Origin of the sequence: Thermococcus sp. (assembly GCF_027023865.1) — an archaeon.
In the GTDB taxonomy this organism is placed as follows: Archaea; Methanobacteriota_B; Thermococci; order Thermococcales; family Thermococcaceae; genus Thermococcus.
Window position 1 is genome coordinate 1 of sequence record NZ_JALVUC010000026.1, and the last position, 20,094, is coordinate 20,094.

29 protein-coding genes are annotated in these 20,094 nt (G+C 53.2%); 19 read left to right on the forward strand and 10 right to left on the reverse strand.

The features are described 5' to 3' along the window. From MV421_RS10825 to MV421_RS10840, 4 genes are all read right to left on the reverse strand, one after another. Positions 1-766, reverse strand: a 766-nt coding sequence (locus MV421_RS10825) for an AAA family ATPase (protein ID WP_297419542.1), incomplete at its 3' end; no start/stop codon positions are given. 95 nt (positions 767-861) lie between these two features. Next, positions 862-1,350, reverse strand: a complete 489-nt coding sequence (locus MV421_RS10830) for an Hsp20/alpha crystallin family protein (RefSeq protein WP_297419545.1) — start codon at positions 1,348-1,350, stop codon at positions 862-864. 406 nt (positions 1,351-1,756) lie between these two features. Continuing rightward, the gene (locus MV421_RS10835) at positions 1,757-2,620 is read right to left on the reverse strand and encodes an MBL fold metallo-hydrolase (protein ID WP_297419548.1); all 864 of its coding nucleotides are present in this window, start codon (positions 2,618-2,620) and stop codon (positions 1,757-1,759) included. A gap of 38 nt (positions 2,621-2,658) precedes the next feature. After that, positions 2,659-2,910, reverse strand: a complete 252-nt coding sequence (locus MV421_RS10840) for a hypothetical protein (protein ID WP_297419619.1) — start codon at positions 2,908-2,910, stop codon at positions 2,659-2,661. Positions 2,911-3,085: 175 nt separating this feature from the next. Between MV421_RS10840 and MV421_RS10845 the strand changes: the two genes are divergently transcribed. From MV421_RS10845 to rpl18a, 11 genes are all read left to right on the forward strand, one after another. Continuing rightward, positions 3,086-4,024 (forward strand): ABC transporter ATP-binding protein, encoded by a 939-nt coding sequence (locus tag MV421_RS10845; RefSeq protein WP_297419552.1) that lies wholly within the window; start codon positions 3,086-3,088, stop codon positions 4,022-4,024. Next, entirely contained in the window at positions 4,021-4,824 is an 804-nt protein-coding gene (locus MV421_RS10850; RefSeq protein ID WP_297419556.1) for an ABC transporter permease, read from the forward strand. The genes MV421_RS10845 and MV421_RS10850 overlap by 4 nt, the downstream gene beginning before the upstream one ends. 87 nt (positions 4,825-4,911) lie before the next feature. Then, positions 4,912-6,600 (forward strand): methylmalonyl-CoA mutase family protein, encoded by a 1,689-nt coding sequence (locus MV421_RS10855; RefSeq protein ID WP_366938846.1) that lies wholly within the window; start codon positions 4,912-4,914, stop codon positions 6,598-6,600. Positions 6,601-6,768: 168 nt separating this feature from the next. After that, complete coding sequence (locus MV421_RS10860; RefSeq protein ID WP_297419563.1) at positions 6,769-7,197, forward strand: hypothetical protein; 429 nt, start codon at positions 6,769-6,771, stop codon at positions 7,195-7,197. Next, positions 7,146-7,517, forward strand: a complete 372-nt coding sequence (locus MV421_RS10865; RefSeq protein WP_297518359.1) for a hypothetical protein — start codon at positions 7,146-7,148, stop codon at positions 7,515-7,517. Before MV421_RS10860 ends, MV421_RS10865 begins: the two co-directional genes overlap by 52 nt. 4 nt (positions 7,518-7,521) lie before the next feature. Further along, positions 7,522-7,821 carry a hypothetical protein gene (locus tag MV421_RS10870; protein WP_297419569.1) on the forward strand — a complete coding sequence of 100 codons (300 nt, stop codon included), beginning with the start codon at positions 7,522-7,524 and terminating at the stop codon, positions 7,819-7,821. After that, positions 7,770-8,096, forward strand: a complete 327-nt coding sequence (locus tag MV421_RS10875; RefSeq protein ID WP_297503428.1) for a CGP-CTERM sorting domain-containing protein — start codon at positions 7,770-7,772, stop codon at positions 8,094-8,096. The genes MV421_RS10870 and MV421_RS10875 overlap by 52 nt, the downstream gene beginning before the upstream one ends. 93 nt (positions 8,097-8,189) lie before the next feature. Next, entirely contained in the window at positions 8,190-8,345 is a 156-nt protein-coding gene (locus MV421_RS10880; RefSeq protein ID WP_297503426.1) for a 50S ribosomal protein L39e, read from the forward strand. A 10-nt stretch (positions 8,346-8,355) separates the two neighbouring features. Beyond that, positions 8,356-8,628 (forward strand): 50S ribosomal protein L31e, encoded by a 273-nt coding sequence (locus MV421_RS10885; RefSeq protein WP_297419580.1) that lies wholly within the window; start codon positions 8,356-8,358, stop codon positions 8,626-8,628. A 25-nt stretch (positions 8,629-8,653) separates the two neighbouring features. Next, a complete protein-coding gene (locus MV421_RS10890) occupies positions 8,654-9,340 on the forward strand; it encodes a translation initiation factor IF-6 (protein ID WP_297419582.1) in 687 nt (228 codons plus the stop codon). A gap of 17 nt (positions 9,341-9,357) precedes the next feature. Next, on the forward strand, positions 9,358-9,588 hold the full coding sequence (gene rpl18a / locus MV421_RS10895; RefSeq protein WP_297419585.1) for a 50S ribosomal protein L18Ae: 231 nt from the start codon (positions 9,358-9,360) through the stop codon (positions 9,586-9,588). A gap of 7 nt (positions 9,589-9,595) precedes the next feature. Here the strand turns inward: rpl18a and MV421_RS10900 are convergent, their stop codons facing one another. Both MV421_RS10900 and MV421_RS10905 read right to left on the reverse strand, forming a co-directional pair. Next, complete coding sequence (locus MV421_RS10900) at positions 9,596-10,372, reverse strand: hypothetical protein (RefSeq protein WP_297419587.1); 777 nt, start codon at positions 10,370-10,372, stop codon at positions 9,596-9,598. Positions 10,373-10,402: 30 nt separating this feature from the next. Next, positions 10,403-11,002 (reverse strand): asparagine synthase-related protein, encoded by a 600-nt coding sequence (locus MV421_RS10905; protein WP_297419590.1) that lies wholly within the window; start codon positions 11,000-11,002, stop codon positions 10,403-10,405. Positions 11,003-11,091: 89 nt separating this feature from the next. On the opposite strand from MV421_RS10905, the gene MV421_RS10910 reads away from it, so the two are divergent. The 5 genes from MV421_RS10910 to MV421_RS10930 all read left to right on the forward strand — a co-directional run bounded on the left by MV421_RS10910 (position 11,092) and on the right by MV421_RS10930 (position 13,637). Then, a complete protein-coding gene (locus tag MV421_RS10910) occupies positions 11,092-11,508 on the forward strand; it encodes a YhbY family RNA-binding protein (RefSeq protein ID WP_297419622.1) in 417 nt (138 codons plus the stop codon). Between the two features lie 3 nt (positions 11,509-11,511). Then, positions 11,512-11,964 (forward strand): 30S ribosomal protein S19e, encoded by a 453-nt coding sequence (locus tag MV421_RS10915; RefSeq protein WP_297419593.1) that lies wholly within the window; start codon positions 11,512-11,514, stop codon positions 11,962-11,964. A 104-nt stretch (positions 11,965-12,068) separates the two neighbouring features. Continuing rightward, positions 12,069-12,407 (forward strand): DNA-binding protein, encoded by a 339-nt coding sequence (locus MV421_RS10920; protein ID WP_297419596.1) that lies wholly within the window; start codon positions 12,069-12,071, stop codon positions 12,405-12,407. Positions 12,408-12,420: 13 nt separating this feature from the next. Continuing rightward, complete coding sequence (locus tag MV421_RS10925) at positions 12,421-12,699, forward strand: hypothetical protein (RefSeq protein ID WP_297419598.1); 279 nt, start codon at positions 12,421-12,423, stop codon at positions 12,697-12,699. A gap of 38 nt (positions 12,700-12,737) precedes the next feature. After that, entirely contained in the window at positions 12,738-13,637 is a 900-nt protein-coding gene (locus MV421_RS10930; RefSeq protein WP_297419601.1) for a transcription initiation factor IIB, read from the forward strand. Here the strand turns inward: MV421_RS10930 and fen are convergent. Both fen and MV421_RS10940 read right to left on the reverse strand, forming a co-directional pair. Beyond that, on the reverse strand, positions 13,634-14,659 hold the full coding sequence (fen, locus tag MV421_RS10935; RefSeq protein ID WP_297419625.1) for a flap endonuclease-1: 1,026 nt from the start codon (positions 14,657-14,659) through the stop codon (positions 13,634-13,636). The two genes, MV421_RS10930 and fen, sit on opposite strands and share 4 nt — an antisense overlap. 34 nt (positions 14,660-14,693) lie before the next feature. Continuing rightward, positions 14,694-15,158, reverse strand: a complete 465-nt coding sequence (locus tag MV421_RS10940) for a phosphate-starvation-inducible PsiE family protein (protein ID WP_297419604.1) — start codon at positions 15,156-15,158, stop codon at positions 14,694-14,696. 199 nt (positions 15,159-15,357) lie between these two features. Between MV421_RS10940 and acs the strand changes: the two genes are divergently transcribed. The 3 genes from acs to MV421_RS10955 all read left to right on the forward strand — a co-directional run bounded on the left by acs (position 15,358) and on the right by MV421_RS10955 (position 18,266). Continuing rightward, complete coding sequence (gene acs / locus MV421_RS10945) at positions 15,358-16,755, forward strand: acetate--CoA ligase alpha subunit (protein ID WP_297419628.1); 1,398 nt, start codon at positions 15,358-15,360, stop codon at positions 16,753-16,755. A 19-nt stretch (positions 16,756-16,774) separates the two neighbouring features. Next, a complete protein-coding gene (locus tag MV421_RS10950) occupies positions 16,775-17,326 on the forward strand; it encodes a hypothetical protein (protein WP_297419607.1) in 552 nt (183 codons plus the stop codon). A 232-nt stretch (positions 17,327-17,558) separates the two neighbouring features. Beyond that, the gene (locus MV421_RS10955) at positions 17,559-18,266 is read left to right on the forward strand and encodes a metallophosphoesterase family protein (protein ID WP_297419610.1); all 708 of its coding nucleotides are present in this window, start codon (positions 17,559-17,561) and stop codon (positions 18,264-18,266) included. A gap of 3 nt (positions 18,267-18,269) precedes the next feature. Here the strand turns inward: MV421_RS10955 and MV421_RS10960 are convergent, their stop codons facing one another. After that, on the reverse strand, positions 18,270-18,557 hold the full coding sequence (locus MV421_RS10960) for a PRC-barrel domain-containing protein (protein WP_297419613.1): 288 nt from the start codon (positions 18,555-18,557) through the stop codon (positions 18,270-18,272). Positions 18,558-18,640: 83 nt separating this feature from the next. After that, the coding region (locus tag MV421_RS10965) for an AAA family ATPase (protein ID WP_297419616.1) at positions 18,641-20,094 on the reverse strand (1,454 nt) is incomplete at its 5' end.

Below are 20,094 nucleotides of genomic sequence, written 5' to 3' on the forward strand. Positions count from 1 at the left end.
ACTTACTCATTATCTCCGGACCGTTGATGGCTATGAAGTGCGCGTTGGCCTCGTTGGCGACGGCCTTGGCGAGCAGAGTCTTACCCGTCCCAGGAGGACCATAAAGCAGAACACCCTTCGGAGGCTCGATGCCGAGTTTCTCGAATATCTCAGGGTGCTTGAGCGGGAGTTCTATCATCTCCCTGACCTTCTGAATGACGTCCTTGAGGCCGCCGATGTCCTCATAGGTGACACCAAGCGCTGCCGTCTTGCTGACCTCCTTAACGGGCTTCTCACTAACCTGGAACTCTGTGAACTCGGTTATCTGGACTATCCCAGCCGGAGTCGTCGCGGTAACGACGAAAGTCAGCTCCTGACCGAGGATTCCAACCTTTATGTAGTCTCCTCTCACGACCGGCCTGCCGATAAGTCTGCTGTGGAACCACTCTATGAAGTCCCCACCGAAGCGCATCGGCTCGGTTGGGGCAACGATGACCTTTCGGGCCTCCTTAACTTCGGCCTTCCTTATGGTAACCTCATCACCGAGTCCGACCCCTGCGTTCTTCCTGAGGGTTCCGTCCATGCGGATTATCCCGAGCCCCTCGTCCTCTGGGTAGGCGGGCCAGACGACTGCGGCAGTGTTCTTGGTTCCGATTATCTCAATTATGTCACCGCTCTGGACACCTACCTCACGCATGGCCTTGCGGTCTATCCTGACGATTCCCCTACCAACGTCGCGCTGGTAAGCGGAAGCAACCTTAAGCTTAACCTCCCTCTTCTCAGTCATTTTTCACACCTCCAAACTTTTCGTGACCGATGATCGTGGTCCCTTTGATTTTATCAAGCCCAAAATTGGGAAAATCGAAAAGACCCTTTATCCGGCTACTCAATTTTGACCTCAAAGCCGCCCTTCTCGGTTTTCGTGGGCTTCTTCTTTGGAACCTCTATCTCGAGGACGCCGTTGTTGTACCTGGCTTTGGCCTTCTCCGGGATAACTTCCTCTGGTAACCTGATGGCCCTGCGATAGCCGCTGTAGTAGCGTTCGATCCTTATGGCGCCCTCCTCCTCAAGCTCCTTCTCGCGCTTTATCTGGGCTTCGAGATAGACGGCGTCTTCGGTAACGCGGAGCTTGATGTCCTCCTTTCTAACACCCGGGAGTTCCGCGGTTATGACGAACCTATCGCCGCGGTCGAAAATGTCAACGAAAGGCTCCCTCCATGACTCACTGGTGGTCTCGTATCCTCCAGCGGGTTCTCTATCTCCCCAGAGCCTTGGACCTCGCATGACGTCGCGGAAGATAGCGTCAATCTCCTCCTGTATCTCTCTCATGATGTCAAATGGGTCCCAATAGCGATCCCTCCTCCAAGCCATCACTATCACCCCCATTTTGCTTACTGATAGTTACTAAAAGAGAATGGGTTTAAAAGGTTTTGTGTTTTGATACGTGCATTGAAGTATAGGAATATGCCATTGCTAAATTGGAGTTTATACAAGAACAACCGGTGGGCATTGAAGAGTCATCAAGAGAAAAAAAGCCTGAAAAACCGGAATGGGAAGGGAGGGGGAAAGGTCCCCTTGGTACCACCCCCTTCAGGTTGTCGTGCGATCCACCTGCAATTCCAAGGCGGCGGGCTTTACTGCCCCGTGCCCGCACCTCCCATCATCCACGGGTGGGAACCTATGTCCTCCATCAGTAGATAGTATATTGTAGGTATATTAACTTTTCGCGCTCAATGTTGGACATTCTCTAATAAGATTGCAATATTCCTTGAGGGATTCACAAAAATCTGTCAATGGGAGAATTCACACCTATCGGATGTGCCTCGATGACCATGCCCTCCAAGATTCTCGCGAATTCTCTGGTGAAGCCGTAGACGGTGAATACTCTCTCGGGGTTAACCCTCTCTATAATCCTCATCAGCTCCCAGAAATCCGCGTGGTTGCTCAGCTTAAGACCACCAAAGCCCGAAACCGTCAGCTCCCAGGGGTTCAGAGGGTTCTCAACCTTCGGAGAGTGATAGGAGTGCAGGACGACGTCTCCATTGCTCGCAATGTTTCGGAATCTAATTCCAAATTTTGAATATACACGCGCAACTTTGACCATCTCTTCGCTCGGTCTTACAGTGTAATCGTGAACGTCGAGTATCTTCATGACCTCCTGGGCCTTTCCAGTCTGGTTGACGTAGAGAACCGGCCTCTCCCCCCTGTCGAGTGCCTCCTCCACGAACGCGACCAGCTTCTTTTCCGCTTCTTTAGGTGAGGGAAATGTGAAGCTTGGAACCCCAAAGGTTGCCTCGATTATTAGGAAGTCCGCCCTTGGGAAGCGGCTCTTTTCAGCGGTTCTGAGCTTGAACCACTTTGTGTCGCCAGTGTAAAAGAGTGTCCCGTTATCAAGCCAGAGCTTTATCCCGGCAGAGCCGAGCATGTGGCCGGCCGGATAGAGCCTTGCCTTGTAATCGCCGAGATAGAAACTCTTCCCAAATCCTATCTCACGGTAAAAACCGCCCTTCCTGAGGTGGCTGAGGAATTTGGTGGCTTTGGTTGCGAAGATAACCCTCCCACTAACGAAGTGATCCGTGTGGGCGTGGCTCTGGAATGTGAAGCGCGCCGAGCTATCAAGGCCGACTTTTCCAATCAGCACATTCTATGTTATCCAGGGAGCTTAAAAGGCTAAAGGAATCAGACCCTGCTGAGCATTCCCATTAGTTTATAGTATACATCGTCGGCCCCTTCGTCTTCTCCCACGGGATAGTCAAACAGGACGAGGTTCTCGGAGATTTTGCCCGCTGGCTGGCCCTCTTTCCCATCTACGAATTTCACCTCGAGGATTTCAATCATGTCGCTTCCTCTGAGGACACCTTTGCCGATGATGGTCCCTACCCCACTCTTACCTTGAAGGGTCGCCTCGAGCTTCGGCCTCAACCCAGTCACCCACTTGGGGCGCTTTTTTAGAGCCTGCATCCTAATCCTCCCGAAGAATCTATTGGTTTTAGTATTTTAAATCCAGAGTTTATTAGGTTTTTTGTCTATTATCTTGATGTTTATCAATTGATCCTGCAGGAAAGGCTTATTAGGTCCCCAATTCGATAGTCATCTGGGGGTGTAGATGGCCGACTACATAATTGAAACGCGAGAGCTGACGAAGTTCTTTGGAAAGAGGAACGTTGTCTACCACCTCGATCTAAGGGTTCCCAAAGGGGTCGTTTACGGTTTCTTAGGCCCGAACGGGGCCGGTAAGACAACGACGATTAAGATGCTCACCGGCGCCCTAAAACCCACCTACGGCGATACCAGGATTTTTAGTATGGAAATGCCGCGAGAGAGGGTTGAAATCATGAGGAAAGTCGGCTACATGCCGGAGAGGCCCATAGCCTATGAGGACATGACTATCTTTGAGTTTCTTACCTACATGGGGCGCCTCCTCGGGCTTTCTAAGGTCGAAGCGGTGAGGCAGGCGAGGGAGCTGATGGCCTACACCGGCGTTGGGAGGCACGCTTTCAACAGAATCAAGGAGCTGTCCAGTGGTCAGAGGCAGAGGGTTCTCTTCGCTACCGCGCTCCTTGGGAATCCCGAACTCCTCATCCTGGATGAACCGACGAGCAACTTAGATCCCCTCGGTAGGATGGAGTTTATAGGGAAGGTTCTTGAGCTTGCGAAGGGTGGTAAAACGATATTCCTAAGCTCGCATATAGTTAGCGAAATCGAGAGGACATGCAACTACGTTGGTCTTATAAAGGACGGCCAGCTCATCGAGCAGGGCAGGGTGAGGGACTTAGCAAGGGTGGAGGGAACGGATTACGATGTGCTCGTTTCGGACAATGAGAAGCTCTTAGCCTTCCTCCGGGACAAGGTTTACGTAAGGGAAGCTTGGGAGGAAGAGGGTATCCTAAGGGTGAAGCTCGACGAGAGGTTTGCTGAGGAGTTCTTCATTGAAGCTCCAGCGTTCATAGCCAGTGAAAAGCTCGCCCTCCGGCTCTTCAAGCCACACACAAGTCCCCTTGAGAGGATCCTTATGAAGCGCTTCAACGTGGGGTGGAAGGAATGAATGCCTTCTTTGAAACTGGATTCTGGGTCGTTTTCGAGAGTGAACTACGTAGAATCCTCCGCTCTCGGCGTTTCAAAATTCTCTTCGTGGTAACCCTCTTCCCGTCACTCATATACCTTCTGAGCCCGAACCCAGCTGGAGATGGCATCAACCCCATGCTGAAGGCCTTTGAGGCCATGATGCTCAACCTGCTCCCCAACTACTGGCTCGGGATAATCGGTCAGCTCATAGCGATAATACTCATGTGCGACCTTTTGGCGAGCGAGATGGAGGGAGGCACTATAAGGCTCCTCCTCGCGAAGCCCCTTAGGCTAAGCACTCTCATAGCCTCGAAGTTCCTGGCTGGGATTTCGGCCCTCGCGGTCCTCTTTGGGGTTCCCTACGCGACGGTCTGGCTCTACAACCCGGTAGTTTACAAGACCGGCCTCGACGGTCTCTGGAAGGGACTTCCCGACCTCCTGCTCGTCCTCGGAGTGAGCGTCCTTATCCTGGCCCTCCTTGGCGCGCTCTCGATGTTCATATCTGTTATTATCAACAGGCCCCTCTACGCTTCACTCGCGACCTTTGGAGTAGTCTTCATACTCCAGTTCCTCGTTCCGCAGATACCCTACCTCCAGAACGCCGAGCGCTACACCCTCACCTATCAGACCGCAGTTCTCCTCAAGGCGGGCTTTGATAAGGTTAACATCTCCAGTTTTGTCGGTGTTCCGTCCCATTCAGCCATAGCCCTTGTTGCCCTGACCACTGCGATGCTCCTACCCGCGTGGGCAATCCTCGTGAGGCGCGACTTCCCGGACTGATGGACATTTTATCCAAGGTAAAGAGGGGACTTTCACTATGTAAAAGGTTTTTATACTTCGGCACCCAAGTAAGGGCAGGTGATAGTTGTGACGTTCGATAAAGAGAAGCTCGCGAAGATTCAGGAGGAAGAGAAGCGCTGGGAGGAGACGACGGTTAAGAAGTTCATCGAGAGGAGGCCAGAGAGAAAGGAGAAGTTCATGACGGATGACGGTTTTGAGATAAAGCGCGTTTACACTCCCACTGACCTCGGCGAGGACTGGGACTACATGGGGGAGCTGGGATTTCCTGGTGAGTATCCGTTCACGAGGGGTGTTTACGCCACCATGTACCGCGGCCGCTTCTGGACGATGAGACAGTATGCAGGCTTTGGAACGGCAGAAGAGAGCAATAGGCGCTACAAATACCTCCTTGAGCAGGGCCAGACGGGTTTGAGCGTTGCCTTTGACCTGCCGACCCAGATCGGCTACGACTCAGACCACCCGATGAGTGAGGGTGAAGTTGGAAAGGTCGGCGTCGCAATTGACTCGCTCTGGGACATGAAGATTCTCTTCGACGGAATACCGCTTGACAAGGTCTCTACATCAATGACCATCAACTCTACAGCGGCAAATCTTCTAGCCATGTACATCCTTGTGGCTGAGGAGCAGGGTGTTACACCGGATAAGCTCCGCGGAACGGTTCAGAACGACATCCTCAAGGAGTATATAGCGCGCGGCACCTACATCTTCCCGCCGGTGCCGAGCATGCGCCTTACGACCGATATCATAATGTACTGCGCCGAGCACGTTCCCAAGTGGAACCCGATAAGTATAAGTGGCTATCACATCCGCGAGGCCGGGGCCAACGCCGTCCAGGAGGTTGCCTTCACCCTCGCCGATGGTATTGAGTACGTTAACGCCGTCATCGACCGTGGCATGGACGTCGACAAGTTCGCAGGAAGGCTGAGCTTCTTTTTCAACGCCCACAACAACTTCCTTGAGGAAGTTGCCAAGTTCAGGGCCGCGAGAAAGCTCTGGGCTTACATCATGAAGGAGTGGTTCAACGCCAAGAACCCACGCTCGATGCTCCTGCGCTTCCACACCCAGACGGCAGGCTCAACACTGACGGCCCAGCAACCGGAGAACAACATCGTCCGCGTTGCGATTCAGGCTCTGGCGGCAGTCCTCGGCGGAACTCAATCCTTACACACCAACTCGTACGATGAAGCATTGAGTCTCCCGACCGAGAAGAGCGTGAGGATAGCCCTTAGAACCCAGCAGATTATAGCATACGAGAGCGGCGTTGCCGACATCATTGACCCGCTTGGAGGGAGCTACTATATCGAGTGGCTCACCGACCACATCTACGAGGAGGCTTTGAAATACATCGAGAAGATCCAGAAGATGGGCGGCATGATGCGCGCCATAGAGCGCGGTTACATCCAGAAGGAGATAGCCGAGTCTGCTTACAAGTTCCAGAAGGAGGTCGAGGAGAAGAAGCGCATCATCGTCGGCGTCAACGAGTTCGTGACGGACGAGCCGCTCGACGTCGATATACTCAAGGTCGATCCGAGCATGAGGGGCAAGCAGATTGAGAGGCTGGAGAAGCTCCGCTCCGAGCGCGAGGGCAAGAAGGTGGAAGAGGTCCTCGATAAGCTCAGGAACGCCGCCGAAACGGACGACGAGAACCTCATGCCCTACATCATCGAGGCGCACAGGCATTTGGCAACGCTTGGCGAGGTTACGGACGTTCTTCGCGAGGTCTGGGGCGAGTACCGCGCTCCGCTGATATTCTGAGGCTTCCTTTTTTCCTTCCAAAACGTTTTCAATTCTCCTCCATAGTTAGCCCGGTGATTACATGGGAGCCTTTAGGTAGTCCTCCTCGCGCTTTTAATCGCCTTCCTGGCACTTCCCCTCGCCTCGGGCTTCTTGGAGGAGTACAGGTTTCCATGGCACCCCCTTATGATGCACTTCAGTGTCGCCAGCAACGGCAGCTTCGCAGTTGTTGGTATCACCCTTTCGGAGTATGGGAAGATCCCCAAGTACATGTGTCCAATAGACTCTCCGGGCACGTACCTTGGTTGCCGCGAGCTCTCTGGGAGGAAGTACCTCCTTCTTGAAATCGGTGACGGCGTGAGGTACGTTGACCTCACGGGTTCTCTCGTCGGGTTCAACTTCACGGCCATTTCCGTCGTCCCATTGGGGAAGAAGTGGTTCATCGTGGGCGTCCGCGAGATTTCTCCCTGCGAGTTTGGTATATGCCCCAACGTGAGCTACACGGTCATGGAGTACTTTCCCGGAGGGAGGATAGGAAGACCAATTCCTGTTCCACGGACCGAGGCGTGGATTCTCTTCAACCTGCCGGAAGCGATGACGGTTGGTGGAAAACCTTAAAGGACTCGCTGGTCTTCAGCTTTCCCTACGCAGGTAAAACCCGTTCTGTTCCAGTAGCTGCCTTTGATGAATACCTGCAACTCCTGAACTTCAGCGACGCCTATGGCATACTCCAGAAAAACCTCCTGAGGCTCTTCCGCGCGGTTCTGTTTAGGAACGGTGTTCTCCTCTACCTTCCAGGCTACGGACTCAAGCCTTACGCCCCTGAGCCATACTCCCTCAGGGAATACCTCCTCGTCCGGAACGAACTCAACGCCTACTCCCCCCAACTGGATTGGATATCGAGGCTTCGTCTGCCTCCCCGACAACAAAACCTCTGAACCCATGACGGAGGCCATATTTCCGTCCCTGCTCTACTACCGCGGTGGAAGACTCCTCCCTGTTGTGAACATCTCCGTTGAGGCTTTCAACCAGACTCCTGTGGACGGAGAAAGGTTCCTCCGCTCCTGGCCGGTGATGAAAATCCAAAACGAAAGCCGGGCGGAATTTGGGGGAAGCTCCTCCCTTCCGGAGCTTGAACTTCCAAGGGATGAGGAGGTTTACTACCCAACTACTCTCCCAAGGTCTCCATCTTGGGGCATGGAACTGTCGTGCTCGGGGATTCTTATGATTCCGCTACCCTAGTGGGGCTGAACGAGACCTGCATTTTATTCTACGACTCGGGAGGGAACATAACGTTCGCTCTGAAGCTCAGAATAGTGTCCGTGAACGTTTCCATAGGGACGTGGAAGGTGGAGCTTGGCATTCCCTATCTTGACACGTCTAACTCGGTGGCAGTGTCCATTGATGCTCCTGGGAACACTAGCACAACCAGAACGCCAGAAAGCCATGGAATATGCGGGCCTGCCTTTTTGGTTGGCCTAACCCTTGTTCCGGTTCTCCTAAGGAGGCATGATTGAAGTCCTATTAGAAAGCCTCAAGCCCCACGAAAAAGCTTAAAAAAGAATAATCAAAGCATCGACAGGCATCATGATAATCCGGGAGGTGTAGTTATGGCGAGAAACAAGCCGCTTGCGAAGAAGCTCAGACTTGCCAAGGCCGTGAAGCAGAACAGGCGCGTTCCAGTCTGGGTCATTGTCAAGACCAACAGGAAGGTCATGACCCATCCCAAGAGGAGAATGTGGAGAAGGACCAAACTTAAGGAGTGAGGTGATCTAAATGCCGATCAAGCCGGGTGAGGAAGTCATATTCGTCGTCCCGATCCAGAGGATAAAGAAGCGCGTCCCGCGCTGGAAGAGAGCACCGAGGGCCGCTCGCTTCCTCCGTGAGTGGATAGCGAGGCACGCCAAGGCCGAAGAAGTGGTAATCGGCACCGACGTCAACGAGAAGATCTGGGAGCGCGGGGCCGAGAAGCCACCGAGCAGGCTCCGCGTCAAGGTCATCGTCGAGGAGAGCGAAGGCAAGAGGATTGCCAAGGTCTCCCTCGCTTGATCTTTTAATTTAGCGAGGTGACGAGATGCACATAGAAAGGCTCGATTTTGAGAACTCCCCGTATCTCGGCGTTTATGGTACCGCGACCGACAGGGTAGTCTTGGTTAGGGAGGGACTCGGCGAGAAGAAGCTTGAGGTTCTCAGGGAGGTTCTCAAGGTCCCGCTCATCGAGACGAGCATAATGAAGTCCAGGATAGTTGGCATCTTTGCGGCAGGCAACTCCAACGCGATAGTCGTTCCCTGGTACGTCTGGAATGCGGAGCTTGAGGCCATAAACAGTCAGCTCAAGGAGTATGGAATCGACATGGAAGTTGTTCCCTTCCAGAGTACTTTAACGGCCTTCGGCAACCTCATCCTGGCGAACGACAGGGCCGCTCTGATAAGCACCAAGTTCACTAAGGAAGAGGCGAAGAAGCTCGGGGAGGTACTCGGCGTCGAGGTGGAAAGGGGAATGGTAGGTGACTACCACGCGGTTGGAAGCGTTGGAGTGGTCACCAACAGGGGCGGCATAGTTCATCCCGAGGCAACCGACGAGGAGCTTGAATGGCTTCATGACCTCTTCAAGGTCGACGTTTACGTTGGAACCGCCAACATGGGCGTCCCATTCGTCGGCTCCTGCCTGCTGGCAAACTCTCATGGTGTCGTCGTTGGACACCTCACCACTGGACCGGAGATAGTTAAGATCGAAGAAGCGTTGGGTTTCCTTGACTGATGATGGAGGTGCGAGAAATGGAGGTTAAGGTCTTCCGCGTTAAGGGCGTCTTTGAGAGGAACGGAAAGAAGGAGAGGTTCACCAGGGAGTACCGTGGACTTAAGAAGGAGGACGTTATTGAGACCCTCTACTCTGAAGTTGGAAGCAAGCACCGTGTCCCGAGGAACAAGATATGGGTCGAGAGCGTTGAGGAAATAAAGCCCGAAGAGGCCGAGAACCCGATCGTCAGAAGGCTCAGCGGCCTCTGATCTGTTTTCATTTCCTCGGCAGGCTCACGGAAAACACCATCTTCTCTTTGGATTTTCCGACTCTGAACCTCAGCGAAAACTCCCCATGTCCGCTGAGGCCGATGAATCCGCCCATCGCCTTCTGGAGCCCCTGCGGTGAAAGAACCTTCTCGTGAGAGACTATGAGCAGCGGCTCCCGGATGAACTCGTAGGTAAATGCACCCGACTCTTCCTTAAAGAACGCTATGTCCTCAACGGCTTTTCCCCTGATGGCAACCTCTGCGTATCCTCCTTTCTTGAGGCTCAGGTTTACCTCCCCCTCAAAGCCGTCCCTAAGGGGCTTCAGTGAAAGCTGGGCGTAGTCTTCAAGGCCCCCTATGGTCAGAACGTCACTTGGGTATCTGAATTCGTAGCTTGGCGTGGTGTACAGGAGGAGAACACCGTTTTCAAGTCTGTAGCCTGGTACCTCCATTATCCCGGAACCCGGCGTGTCTATCTCCAATCTGTAGGGGGCTGGAGAGACGGAAAGCTCGGACGAGAGGACGTTCTCCCGGGGGATAAACTTTCTGGAGGTGCTGAAGAGCCATCCTGAGGTGTAGCTGTTAACATAGCTCCATCTGCCACCACCCATTTTGGTTCCGATCAGGACGCTGCTTCCAGCCATGAAAGTTCCGTATTCCGCCTTGAGGTTCTTCGGAAAAACGACGGCGTTGTCGAGTATCTCCACGGCATCTAGAACTTCCCTGATGGCCCATTTTACCCCCCCGAAGAACGGGTTCCATGGGGTAACCGTGAGGGTTCTCATGTGATCACAGGAGAAAATTTGAAATGAAACTTATAATCCTTTCCATCCCATAACCCGCGACTGGTAGTGGCTCTTTGGGAATATCTCCAGCGGGTCGATTCCCTTCTCACGGAGCAGATGTCTCAGCTCAACCTCGTAGTCCCCCTTCTCTAAATGCTCGCTCTCCCCCATTTCAATGACGAAAAGTCTCTCTGTGAGTTCTTTTATCGTCTTGTAGCCGAGGCCGAGGAGGGGTCTTATGTAGGCAACGTTGAAGCGGTCCTCCAGCGAGCGGGCCTTCGGCAGGTCAAGGATAGGAACACGGTCGTCCCTTCTCGTCCCGTCGCTGACCCTCTCAACTTCCGGTAACGAGGCGAGGGCCTCTAAAGCCCTCTCGTGGATGAACTGGATGGCATTGTTGGGGTGACCTTCTTCCATGGCCATCTCGGCCGCTTTCTCAAGCATCTCCCTTGGCAGGTAGAGAATCTTGTGATCAAAGCCGAGTTTCTCGGCGGTTTCCCTCGCAAAGCGCCAGTTGTCCAGAAGGCCGAAGCTCACCGTTACCAACTCGACATCGTAGCCGAGCCTTGTGAGCATCCACGCGGCCAAGCTCGAGTCCTTTCCACCGGAGTAGAGATGATGGACGAGCATGGTTTAACCTCCCTTTCTACTATGCACCGATACTTTTAAGAGGCCAACCTTTTTAAAGCCCGGCCTCAACTCTGGGGAAGGTGGAAGTTATGGAGAAACGCTTATCCGGAAAGGTGAGAAGGGCCATTCGCGCGAGATACTACAACATCCCCCCACGGGCTTGGGTCGGGAAGAGAGGTCTAGAAGAGGGCGTCATCGACGAGATAAAGGTTCAGCTTGAGAAGGATGGTATACTCAAGATTGAGATGAGAAAGGGCGCACTCATAAGTACCGGCCTAGACAGAGCCGCTCTCGCGAGAAAGGTCGCCGAGCTTACCGACAGCGAGCTTATAGACGTCCGCGGCAAAAGGTTTATATTGTTCAGGCCGAGGGAAGGTTGGGAAAAGTATTTAAGGAAGCTCCAGAGAAAGGAGCTTTCGAAGGAAAGGCGGGAGGAGAAGCCCGTTAAGAAAGTCAAGCTCGATATCGCTCAATTCAGGAGGAAATTCAAGAAGGGGAGGGATTGAAGAATGGCGACAGTCTATGATGTTCCCGGTGATTTGCTCGTTGAGAGGGCTGCCCAGAAGCTCAAGGAGATAGAGGCTATAAAACCACCCGAGTGGGCCCCGTTCGTCAAGACCAGCAGGCATAAGGAGAGGCTTCCGGAGCAGGACGACTGGTGGTACTACAGGGTCGCCAGCGTCTTCAGGAAGGTCTACGTTGACGGGCCGGTCGGCATCGAGAGGCTCAGGACCTGGTATGGTGGCAGGAAGAACCGCGGACACGCTCCTGAGCACTTTTACAAGGCCAGCGGAAGCATAATCAGGAAGGCTCTCCAGCAGCTTGAAACCGCTGGCTTCGTCCAGAAGATTCCAGGTGAGGGTAGAGTTGTTACCCCTCAGGGCCAGAGCTTCCTCGACAAGATAGCCACCGACTTAAAGAAGGAGCTTGAAGAGCAGATTCCCGAACTTAAGAAGTACTGAGGGCGCTTGTCCCTCAACCCTTTGTGTGCTCACTTCTGTGCTTTTAGTGATTGGGTGCAAAGTCTTTTAACTTCATTTTCAATCTTAACCCGGAGGTGAGGGAGATGGCCGAAGACATAGAGGAGATAAGGAAAAAAAAGCTCATGGAACTCCAGAAGAGGTACCTTGAGCAGCAGAAGGCTCAAGAGGAGGCTATGAAGCAAGAGATGGAGCTTGAAGCTCAGCTCGATGCAATAATGAGGAGAATCCTCACACCAGAAGCGAGGGAGAGGCTCGGTAGGGTGAAGCTCGTCAAGCCTGAACTCGCGAGACAGGTCGAACTCGTTCTCGTCCAACTCTACCAGGCGGGCCAGATAGCTGAACCGATAGACGACGCCAAGCTCAAGAGGATTCTGGCGCAAATAGACGCGAGGACGAGAAGAGACTTCAAAATCAAGTGGTAGCGAAGGTGAATCCATGGATGCACGGGGGATAGTGGGAATTCTCGACGAAAAGGGAGAGGTCAGTCTCGATACCTGGAAGGCTCTCTCCGTCAAGAAGAACAGCGATGGCACCGTTGACGTTCTCTACCGCAACCTCCACGTTGGAACCGGTGATGATCCCGTTTTTCTCTGGATTTACGCCAACATCGTCGAGGAGGACGGTGATGTCAGAGTCCTAGAGAGGATAACTTTCAAGCGCGAGGACATCGTCTGGTTACTCCGCTACGTGGCAAAAAAAGGCGAAGGTTTATAAGGGGCACATTAAATAGCCGGCCGGTCGGGGGTGTTGGAGTGAATAAACACAGGGTCTGCCCGGTGTGCGGCTCGACGGAGTTTATCTACGACCCCGGAAGGGGAGAAATTATCTGTAAGGTCTGCGGTTATGTCATTGAGGAGAACGTTGTTGATATGGGGCCCGAGTGGAGGGCCTTTGACGCGAGCCAGAGAGAGAAGAGGGCGCGTGTAGGTGCACCCGAGAGCATTCTGCTTCACGATAAGGGTCTTTCAACAGACATCGGCATCGATAGGAACCTCTCCGGTCTGATGCGTGAGAAGATGTATCGCCTTAGAAAATGGCAGTCCCGCCTCCGCGTCAGCGATGCAGCCGAGCGCAACCTTGCCTTCGCCCTGAGCGAGCTCGATAGGCTTGCCAGCAACCTCCGCCTCCCGAGGCACGTCGAAGAGGAGGCGGCACGCTTATACCGTGAGGCAGTCAAAAAGGGACTCATCCGAGGGAGATCAATAGAGAGCGTTATAGCCGCGTGTGTTTACGCCGCGTGCAGACTCGTCAAGGTTCCAAGGACACTCGACGAGATAGCTGACGTCTCACGTGTCGACAAGAAGGAAATAGGAAGGAGCTTCCGCTTTGTAGCTAGGAACCTGAACCTCACCCCTAAAAAACTCTTTGTTAAGCCGACAGATTATGTAAACAAATTCGCTGACGAGCTTGAACTGAGCGAGAGGGTCAGGAGGAAGGCCGTAGCCATACTTGAAGAAGCCTATGAGAGGGGCCTAACCAGCGGAAAGAGTCCCGCAGGTTTAGTCGCTGCCGCGCTCTACATAGCTGGCCTCATTGAGGATGAAAAAAGGACTCAGAGAGAAGTGGCCGAGGTCGCGCGCGTTACTGAGGTTACAGTCAGGAACAGGTATAAAGAACTGGTGGACAAACTTGACCTCAAGATACCGATTTAGCCACCTCTAAACCAGCTCTCCAGGGTCTTCTGTTTCCCGCTCTCTATGGCTTTCCTCAGCCTTTCAAGCCCGTTTCTAACCCGCTCCTCGCTGAAGTCCCTTTCGTCGCAGAGGAACCTTAGGATTCCCTCCTCATCAGGCTCCCTCCACTTCAGCCTGTAGTCGTCGGTGGCGGGTGGATTGAGGAAGAACTCCTTTATCATATAAAGGTCTACCTCGCTCTCCTTTTGATACTTCTTGAGGGGATCCTTTGTGCGTTTGACTATGGTTAAAGCTTTTTTAGGGCCGATTCCCTTTATTCCGCCGGGATTGTAATCGGTTCCGACTAAAATTCCCATTTCGATGAGCTTTTCCCTGTCTATGCCAAGTTCTTTAAGCACTTCGTCCAAAACGACCAGCTCCGGTCTCACATCAACGTAAACGTTCTTTCCGGGGAGCTTTCTCCTACCGGTGATGGTTAGGTTCCTCACCAGATTTGGTGCTCCGAAGAGAAGAGAATCGTAGTCTTGGCTTGCTGATGCGTAAACGCTCTTTCTAGCGGCCATATATGCGGCCTGAGCTTCGCCCTCGCTCGGCGCTTGAACTACAGGGATACCCATGAGCTCGAGCAGGGTTTTGGCGTCGTTTATGAGTCTCTCGTTCACGCGCGTCGCCCTCATCGCGTATTTCTTGGCCTCCTCTAAGTTTCCGCTCTCAAGGGCCTCGTGCCACTTCACCTCTGCATCCTCGCGAACTTCTTTTCTTCTCTCTATCTCCCTTCTCTTGAACTCCGGCGGCTTTCCATCGAAAACGTATGCCGGCTTTATGCCGTTTTCCATTAGGTTGATCGTGCGATAGAAAAAGCCACTCAGATGGGAGGTTATCCTACCCTTTGAGTCCATAAGGGGTGTTCCATCACGCTGCCTAATCGTCGAGAGGAACTGGTACATGGCGTTGAACGCGTCGATGGCGACCTTCCTCCCGTAGAGCTTCTGAAGCTCTATCTCCCTCCGAGGGATTAGCTCTCCAATCTGTACACCCATTCTCACCACCGATGGAGAAAAGGTGGAAAAGTATTTAGGGTTTGCCTTGGGCCTCCTTTAAACCATGCTCTACCATGAACTCCTCGTGCTTTGTTCGCCTCTGCCTTTCCTGGACGTATATCCATCCCATTACAAAGAGCAGTGCCGCCATGCCGAATAAAACCTGCCAGCCGAGCTTTGAGTAGTCTGGCGTTATGATTATCTTTCGCACCATCGCCAGAACGCCGAGCTCTACGACGTTCCTCATGCTGACGTGGTGTTCCTTGAGGTACATCGCTAGGAGCTCCAGTATCTCTAGGAAGATGATTACCATCACTACCTGGTGGAGGATCTCCTCAATGTTAAAGCTGTGTAGGCTGGCTGTCACAAGCCCCCACATCATGTATAGCACATAGCCCATTGTAATCGTGGCGAGACCTATTACCACTAGGTCGAAGCTGATTGTCAGCCACTTCATTATCAAGGACTCAAGGATGGTAGGCTCCCGCTTCATTGCCATCTCCTACGGTTCATTTAGGGAGCACTTAAATTTTTTGGATGGTTGAAATCCTTAGAACTTGCATACTGAGGGTTCCTCCTCATTCGTGCAGTCACTGGTTTTAACGTCCGTCGAGCTTTCTCTCGTCAAAAAGAGAAGGGAAAGGTTTTAACTGCCTTTTACAGACGTAAAAGTGTGAATGTCATTCGAGGTGATAAAAATGGTTGACCCGAACATACAGGCGCTTTTCAGGCCAAAGAGCATTGCCGTCATTGGCGCTTCCGAGAAGCCCGGCAAAATAGGCTACGCTGTCATGAAGAACCTCGTGGAGTACGGCTACGAGGGCAAGATATACCCCGTCAACGTCAAGGGAGTTGAGATCAAGGTTGGCAACCGTGTTTTCAAGTCATACAAGAGCATCCTCGATGTTCCCGATAAAGTTGATATGGCCGTTATCGTCGTTCCCGCCAAGTTCGTGCCGCAGGTTGTCGAGGAGTGCGGACAGAAGGGCGTTAAGGTTCTCCCGATCATAAGCTCGGGCTTCGGAGAGCTTGGCCCGGAGGGCAAGAGGGTTGAGGAGCAACTCGTTGAGACCGCTCGCAAGTACAGCATGAGAATCCTCGGGCCGAACATCTTCGGCGTCGTCTACACCCCCGACAAGCTCAACGCCACATTTGGACCGACCGACGTCATGCCGGGTAACCTTGCCCTCATCAGCCAAAGCGGTGCCTTGGGGATAGCCCTCATGGGCTGGACCATCCTCGAGAAGGTCGGTCTCTCAGCGGTCGTCAGCATCGGAAACAAGAGCGACATTGACGATGCCGATTTACTCGAATTCTTCAAGGAGGATGGGAACACCAAGGCAATACTCATCTACATGGAGGGCGTCAAGGACGGAAGGCGCTTCCTTGAGACGGCCAAAAATGTCAGCAAGGCCAAGCCGATAGTCATCATCAAAGCCGGCAGAAGCGAGCGCGGTGCAAAGGCAGCAGCCAGCCACACCGGCTCTCTGGCTGGAAGTGACAGGATATATGATGCGGCCTTCAAACAGAGCGGTATCATAAGGGCTTACACAATAGGTGAGGCCTTCGACTATGCGAGGGCCCTCAGCAACCTCCCAGAGCCTGAAGGTGAGAACCTCGTTATACTCACAAACGGCGGTGGAATAGGTGTTATGGCCACGGACGCAGCCGAGGAGAGTGGCCTGCACCTCTACGACGACCTTAACGAGCTGAAGGTCTTCTCCAACTACATGCCACCCTTTGGCTCCTACAAGAACCCCGTTGACCTGACTGGGATGGCAGGGGCCGAGGGCTATGAAGGTGCCGTCAGAGAAGCCCTCAGGAACCCCAACATGCACAGCATAGCGGTTCTCTACTGCCAGACGGCCGTCCTCGACCCGAGAGACCTCGCTGACATAGTCATCCGCGAATACAAAGAAAGCGGAAGGAAGAAGCCGTTGGTGGTTGCCATCGTCGGTGGCATAGAGGCCAAGGAAGCAATCGACAGGCTCAATGAGGAGGGCATTCCCGCCTATCCTGAGCCGGACAGGGCTATAAAGGCCCTCGCTGCCCTCTACAAGTGGGGCAACTGGAAAGCCAAGCAGGAGAAGGAGTGAACCCTTTCTCCAATTTTCTATGCTTTTCCCTTTCCCGTTCCTCGGCTTCCTCGTCGTTTCGGCGGCACTCACCATCCCCTACGTTAACCTCCATTCAGAGATCATAACGAACGGAGACGAAATAGACGGCCTTCTCCTGGCCGTGGAAACAAATTCCAGCCTTCCAAAGCTGACAGTTCTAACCCAGAACGGTTCTTTATCCCTCCTAAAGAGGGGGAACATATACGTCCCGGAGGAGAGAGTCTTTGTTGACAGGGTGGCCCTGCAAGAACTTCCATATAATGCCACCTTCCGCGTCTTCTATTCCAGTTTTCCTGTGGGATATCTTCCCCCGCTGAACTTCTCCGATGGAAAGTTCATTCTTGCATCGGCCGTATCGGTTAACGTTTCCGCCTACGGCTTTTATCTCAACGTCACTTATCCGCGCGGTTCCCTTTTTGTAACCGGTGAGAACGGTATGGGCTTCACTTTGGGCAGAAAGGCAGTTGAGGGTAACCGGTTACACGGTGGATATGAAACTCAACTTCTCGGGATACGAGAGTCACAGCGTTGTGGTGGACTGGAAGCCTAGGACGATCATCTTGGAAGATGGATTCTCCTTCGAAAACCTTACACTCTACAACAATTGTACAAGGCTTATGGCGTATACCTACCATGTAAACTGCACGATCCTGGGAGGAGAGAGCTACATGGGGCATGAGAATGGGGTGCTCCTCCTCGGGATACCCTCGGGTTGTTCTTCATAGGCATTGCGGTGAGAAGGTTGTATAAACCTGGAGAGCGTCATTCAAAACGGTGATGCTATGAAAATCGCCCTCATCTCTGATATCCACTCAAACTGGGAGGCCCTTCGAGCAGTATGGGAAAAAATCAAAAGGGCTGACGCAATCCTCTGCATGGGTGATTTGGTCGGCTACGGCGCTTCCCCAAACGAGGTCGTTGAGTTCGTGAGGAAAGAAATGGAGAAGAAAACCTTCCTCTGCGTCCGGGGCAACCACGACAACGCGGTGGCGTTTGGTGCTGACTGGGGATTCAATCCCTACGCGAGGGAAGCAGTGAGATGGCACCAGCGGGCTATGAGGGTTGAGAACCTTGAGTTCCTCAGGCGGCTCCCGGTGAGGGGGCTCTTTACTGATGACACAGGGCGGGGCTACCTGTTAATCCACGGTTCGCCAAGGGCGCCCCTCGATGAATACCTCTTCCCCTGGCTCCCGGAGGGTGAATTTCAGGCGGTTTTGGGCTACATAAAACAGGACGACCTCCTCGTCGGCCACACCCACATCCCAATGCTCAAGGTAATCGACGGAAGGAGGATAATCAACCCTGGCGGCGTTGGACAACCGCGCGACGGCGACTGGAGGGCAAGCTACGCTTTAATTGACACCGAAGAAGAGCCGCCGGACAACGTTGAGTTCCATCGCATTGAGTACGATGTTGAAGAAGCGGCCAGAAAGATAATCGAGGCGGGCCTCCCGCGCTTCCTTGCGGAGAGGCTCTTTGAAGGCCTGTGAATATCACTGCGGTGAGACTGGCCTCCTGAGCTTTGACTTCACCGCGAGCTTCGTTGAGTCTATGATTATAACCTCTCCAATGCTTTTGACTGCGCTTACCGGGATGAGCAGAAGCCCTTCATGGTCAGTAACGAACTCACTCGTGTCGAGGTCTTCATCCGGCTCAGCGACGACAACAAGAATGTCTCCTGTTTCCTCGTCAAAGCTGAGGTCATAGACCCAGCCGAGCCGCACACCGGTGTCGGTTATAAGCTCAATGTCCCTAAGCTTTGAAGCCATTATCTTGACCATCTTCGCCACCCCTCAGTTTAATCGTGTAGCCCTTTGGGCACCAACGTATAAAACTTTTTCCAAAGTCAAAGGGAGAAGGGCCGCTAAAAGGTGTAGTAGTCAGGTCCCCCTGCTTTCTTTTTGCTGGTCTGCTTTCTGTTCTCTTCGAAGTTTCTGTAGTACTCGACCATATAGGGCGTTATGCTCGGGCGCACCTTCTTCAGCGCCATCTCAAAGTCCCTCTTCAACACTCTAAGCCTTCCAAGGAACTCCTCGCTCTCCTCCTCGACAACTTCGGCCGGCAGCTCTTCCATGATCCTGTGCATCGCCGTCAGCGCGGCCTCCCTCACGAGAGCCTCGATGTCAGCACCGCTGTAACCTTCAGTCCTCTTGGCCAGTTCCTTGAGGTTAACGTCGTCCGCAAGGGGAACGCGCCTCGTGTGCACTTTGAATATTTCAAGCCTGGCCTTTTCATCTGGAGCAGGAACGAGTATCAGTCTGTCGAACCTTCCTGGCCTGAGAAGTGCTGGGTCGAGGATGTCAGGCCTGTTGGTTGCCCCAATGACTATGACGCCGCTGTTCCTCTCTATACCATCCATCTCTGTAAGGAGCTGGTTGATGAGCCTGTCAGTGACGTGATTGGTGTCAGTTCCTCTGCGTGGGGCTATTGCGTCGATCTCGTCGATGAAGATGACGGTTGGGGCGGCCTGCCTTGCCTTCCTGAAGATCTCACGGATGTTCTTCTCACTCTCACCAACCCACTTAGAGAGAACCTCCGGACCGCGTATCCCGATAAAGTTTGCCTCGCTTTCGTTGGCGACGGCTTTAGCGAGCAGAGTCTTACCCGTCCCAGGAGGACCATAGAGGAGAACCCCCCGTGGCGGTTCGATTCCAAGCCTCTGGAAGGCCTTCGGATACTTGAGCGGCCACTCAACAGCCTCTCGAAGCTCCTCTTTTATATCCTCCAAGCCGCCTATGTCGTCCCAATGGATGTTAGGCATCTCGATTAGAACCTCCCTCAGGGCCGAAGGCTCGACCATCTTAAGGGCATTGTAGAAGTCTGCCTTTCTAACGCGGAGTTCTTGGAGGACCTCTGGGGGTATCTGTTCGTGCTCGGGGCTTACCTTCCCCTCTTTGATGAGCCTCCTGAGGACTACCATCGCCGCCTCTCTGGCGAGTGCCGCTAAGTCAGCACCGACAAAGCCGTGGGTAATCTCGGCTATTTCCTCGAGCATTTTGTCGATTAACTTGGTTCTAACCTCCGCGTATACCTCGCTCTCCTTCTTAAGTGCTTCTTTTATCTCGGCCTCATTCTTTGCTTCTTCTAGTGCTTCTATGAGTCTTTCGAGTTTTCTGTCTTCAAACGAGCCGCGCTTCTCAAGCTCCTCAAGGATCTTCAGGACGATAGCCTTATCGTAGTCAGGCTCCAACGGCATGCTCCTTGTGTGTATCTGGAGTATCTCCTTTCTGCCCACTTTGTCAGGAACACCGACCTCAAGCTCGCGATCGAACCTTCCAGGCCTTCTCAAAGCTGGGTCTAACGCGTCGGGTCTGTTCG

Bases quoted from the DNA above. Each gene is read 5' to 3' on its own strand.
- MV421_RS10830 (WP_297419545.1), bottom strand. From the start codon at position 1,350: ATGGCTTGGAGGAGGGATCGCTATTGGGACCCATTTGACATCATGAGA.
- MV421_RS10845 (WP_297419552.1), top strand. From the start codon at position 3,086: ATGGCCGACTACATAATTGAAACGCGAGAGCTGACGAAGTTCTTTGGA.
- MV421_RS10850 (WP_297419556.1), top strand. From the start codon at position 4,021: ATGAATGCCTTCTTTGAAACTGGATTCTGGGTCGTTTTCGAGAGTGAA.
- MV421_RS10860 (WP_297419563.1), top strand. From the start codon at position 6,769: ATGCACTTCAGTGTCGCCAGCAACGGCAGCTTCGCAGTTGTTGGTATC.
- MV421_RS10870 (WP_297419569.1), top strand. From the start codon at position 7,522: ATGACGGAGGCCATATTTCCGTCCCTGCTCTACTACCGCGGTGGAAGA.
- MV421_RS10880 (WP_297503426.1), top strand. From the start codon at position 8,190: ATGGCGAGAAACAAGCCGCTTGCGAAGAAGCTCAGACTTGCCAAGGCC.
- MV421_RS10885 (WP_297419580.1), top strand. From the start codon at position 8,356: ATGCCGATCAAGCCGGGTGAGGAAGTCATATTCGTCGTCCCGATCCAG.
- MV421_RS10890 (WP_297419582.1), top strand. From the start codon at position 8,654: ATGCACATAGAAAGGCTCGATTTTGAGAACTCCCCGTATCTCGGCGTT.
- rpl18a (WP_297419585.1), top strand. From the start codon at position 9,358: ATGGAGGTTAAGGTCTTCCGCGTTAAGGGCGTCTTTGAGAGGAACGGA.
- MV421_RS10900 (WP_297419587.1), bottom strand. From the start codon at position 10,372: ATGAGAACCCTCACGGTTACCCCATGGAACCCGTTCTTCGGGGGGGTA.
- MV421_RS10905 (WP_297419590.1), bottom strand. From the start codon at position 11,002: ATGCTCGTCCATCATCTCTACTCCGGTGGAAAGGACTCGAGCTTGGCC.
- MV421_RS10910 (WP_297419622.1), top strand. From the start codon at position 11,092: ATGGAGAAACGCTTATCCGGAAAGGTGAGAAGGGCCATTCGCGCGAGA.
- MV421_RS10915 (WP_297419593.1), top strand. From the start codon at position 11,512: ATGGCGACAGTCTATGATGTTCCCGGTGATTTGCTCGTTGAGAGGGCT.
- MV421_RS10920 (WP_297419596.1), top strand. From the start codon at position 12,069: ATGGCCGAAGACATAGAGGAGATAAGGAAAAAAAAGCTCATGGAACTC.
- MV421_RS10925 (WP_297419598.1), top strand. From the start codon at position 12,421: ATGGATGCACGGGGGATAGTGGGAATTCTCGACGAAAAGGGAGAGGTC.
- fen (WP_297419625.1), bottom strand. From the start codon at position 14,659: ATGGGTGTACAGATTGGAGAGCTAATCCCTCGGAGGGAGATAGAGCTT.
- MV421_RS10940 (WP_297419604.1), bottom strand. From the start codon at position 15,158: ATGGCAATGAAGCGGGAGCCTACCATCCTTGAGTCCTTGATAATGAAG.
- acs (WP_297419628.1), top strand. From the start codon at position 15,358: ATGGTTGACCCGAACATACAGGCGCTTTTCAGGCCAAAGAGCATTGCC.
- MV421_RS10950 (WP_297419607.1), top strand. From the start codon at position 16,775: ATGCTTTTCCCTTTCCCGTTCCTCGGCTTCCTCGTCGTTTCGGCGGCA.
- MV421_RS10955 (WP_297419610.1), top strand. From the start codon at position 17,559: ATGAAAATCGCCCTCATCTCTGATATCCACTCAAACTGGGAGGCCCTT.
- MV421_RS10960 (WP_297419613.1), bottom strand. From the start codon at position 18,557: ATGGTCAAGATAATGGCTTCAAAGCTTAGGGACATTGAGCTTATAACC.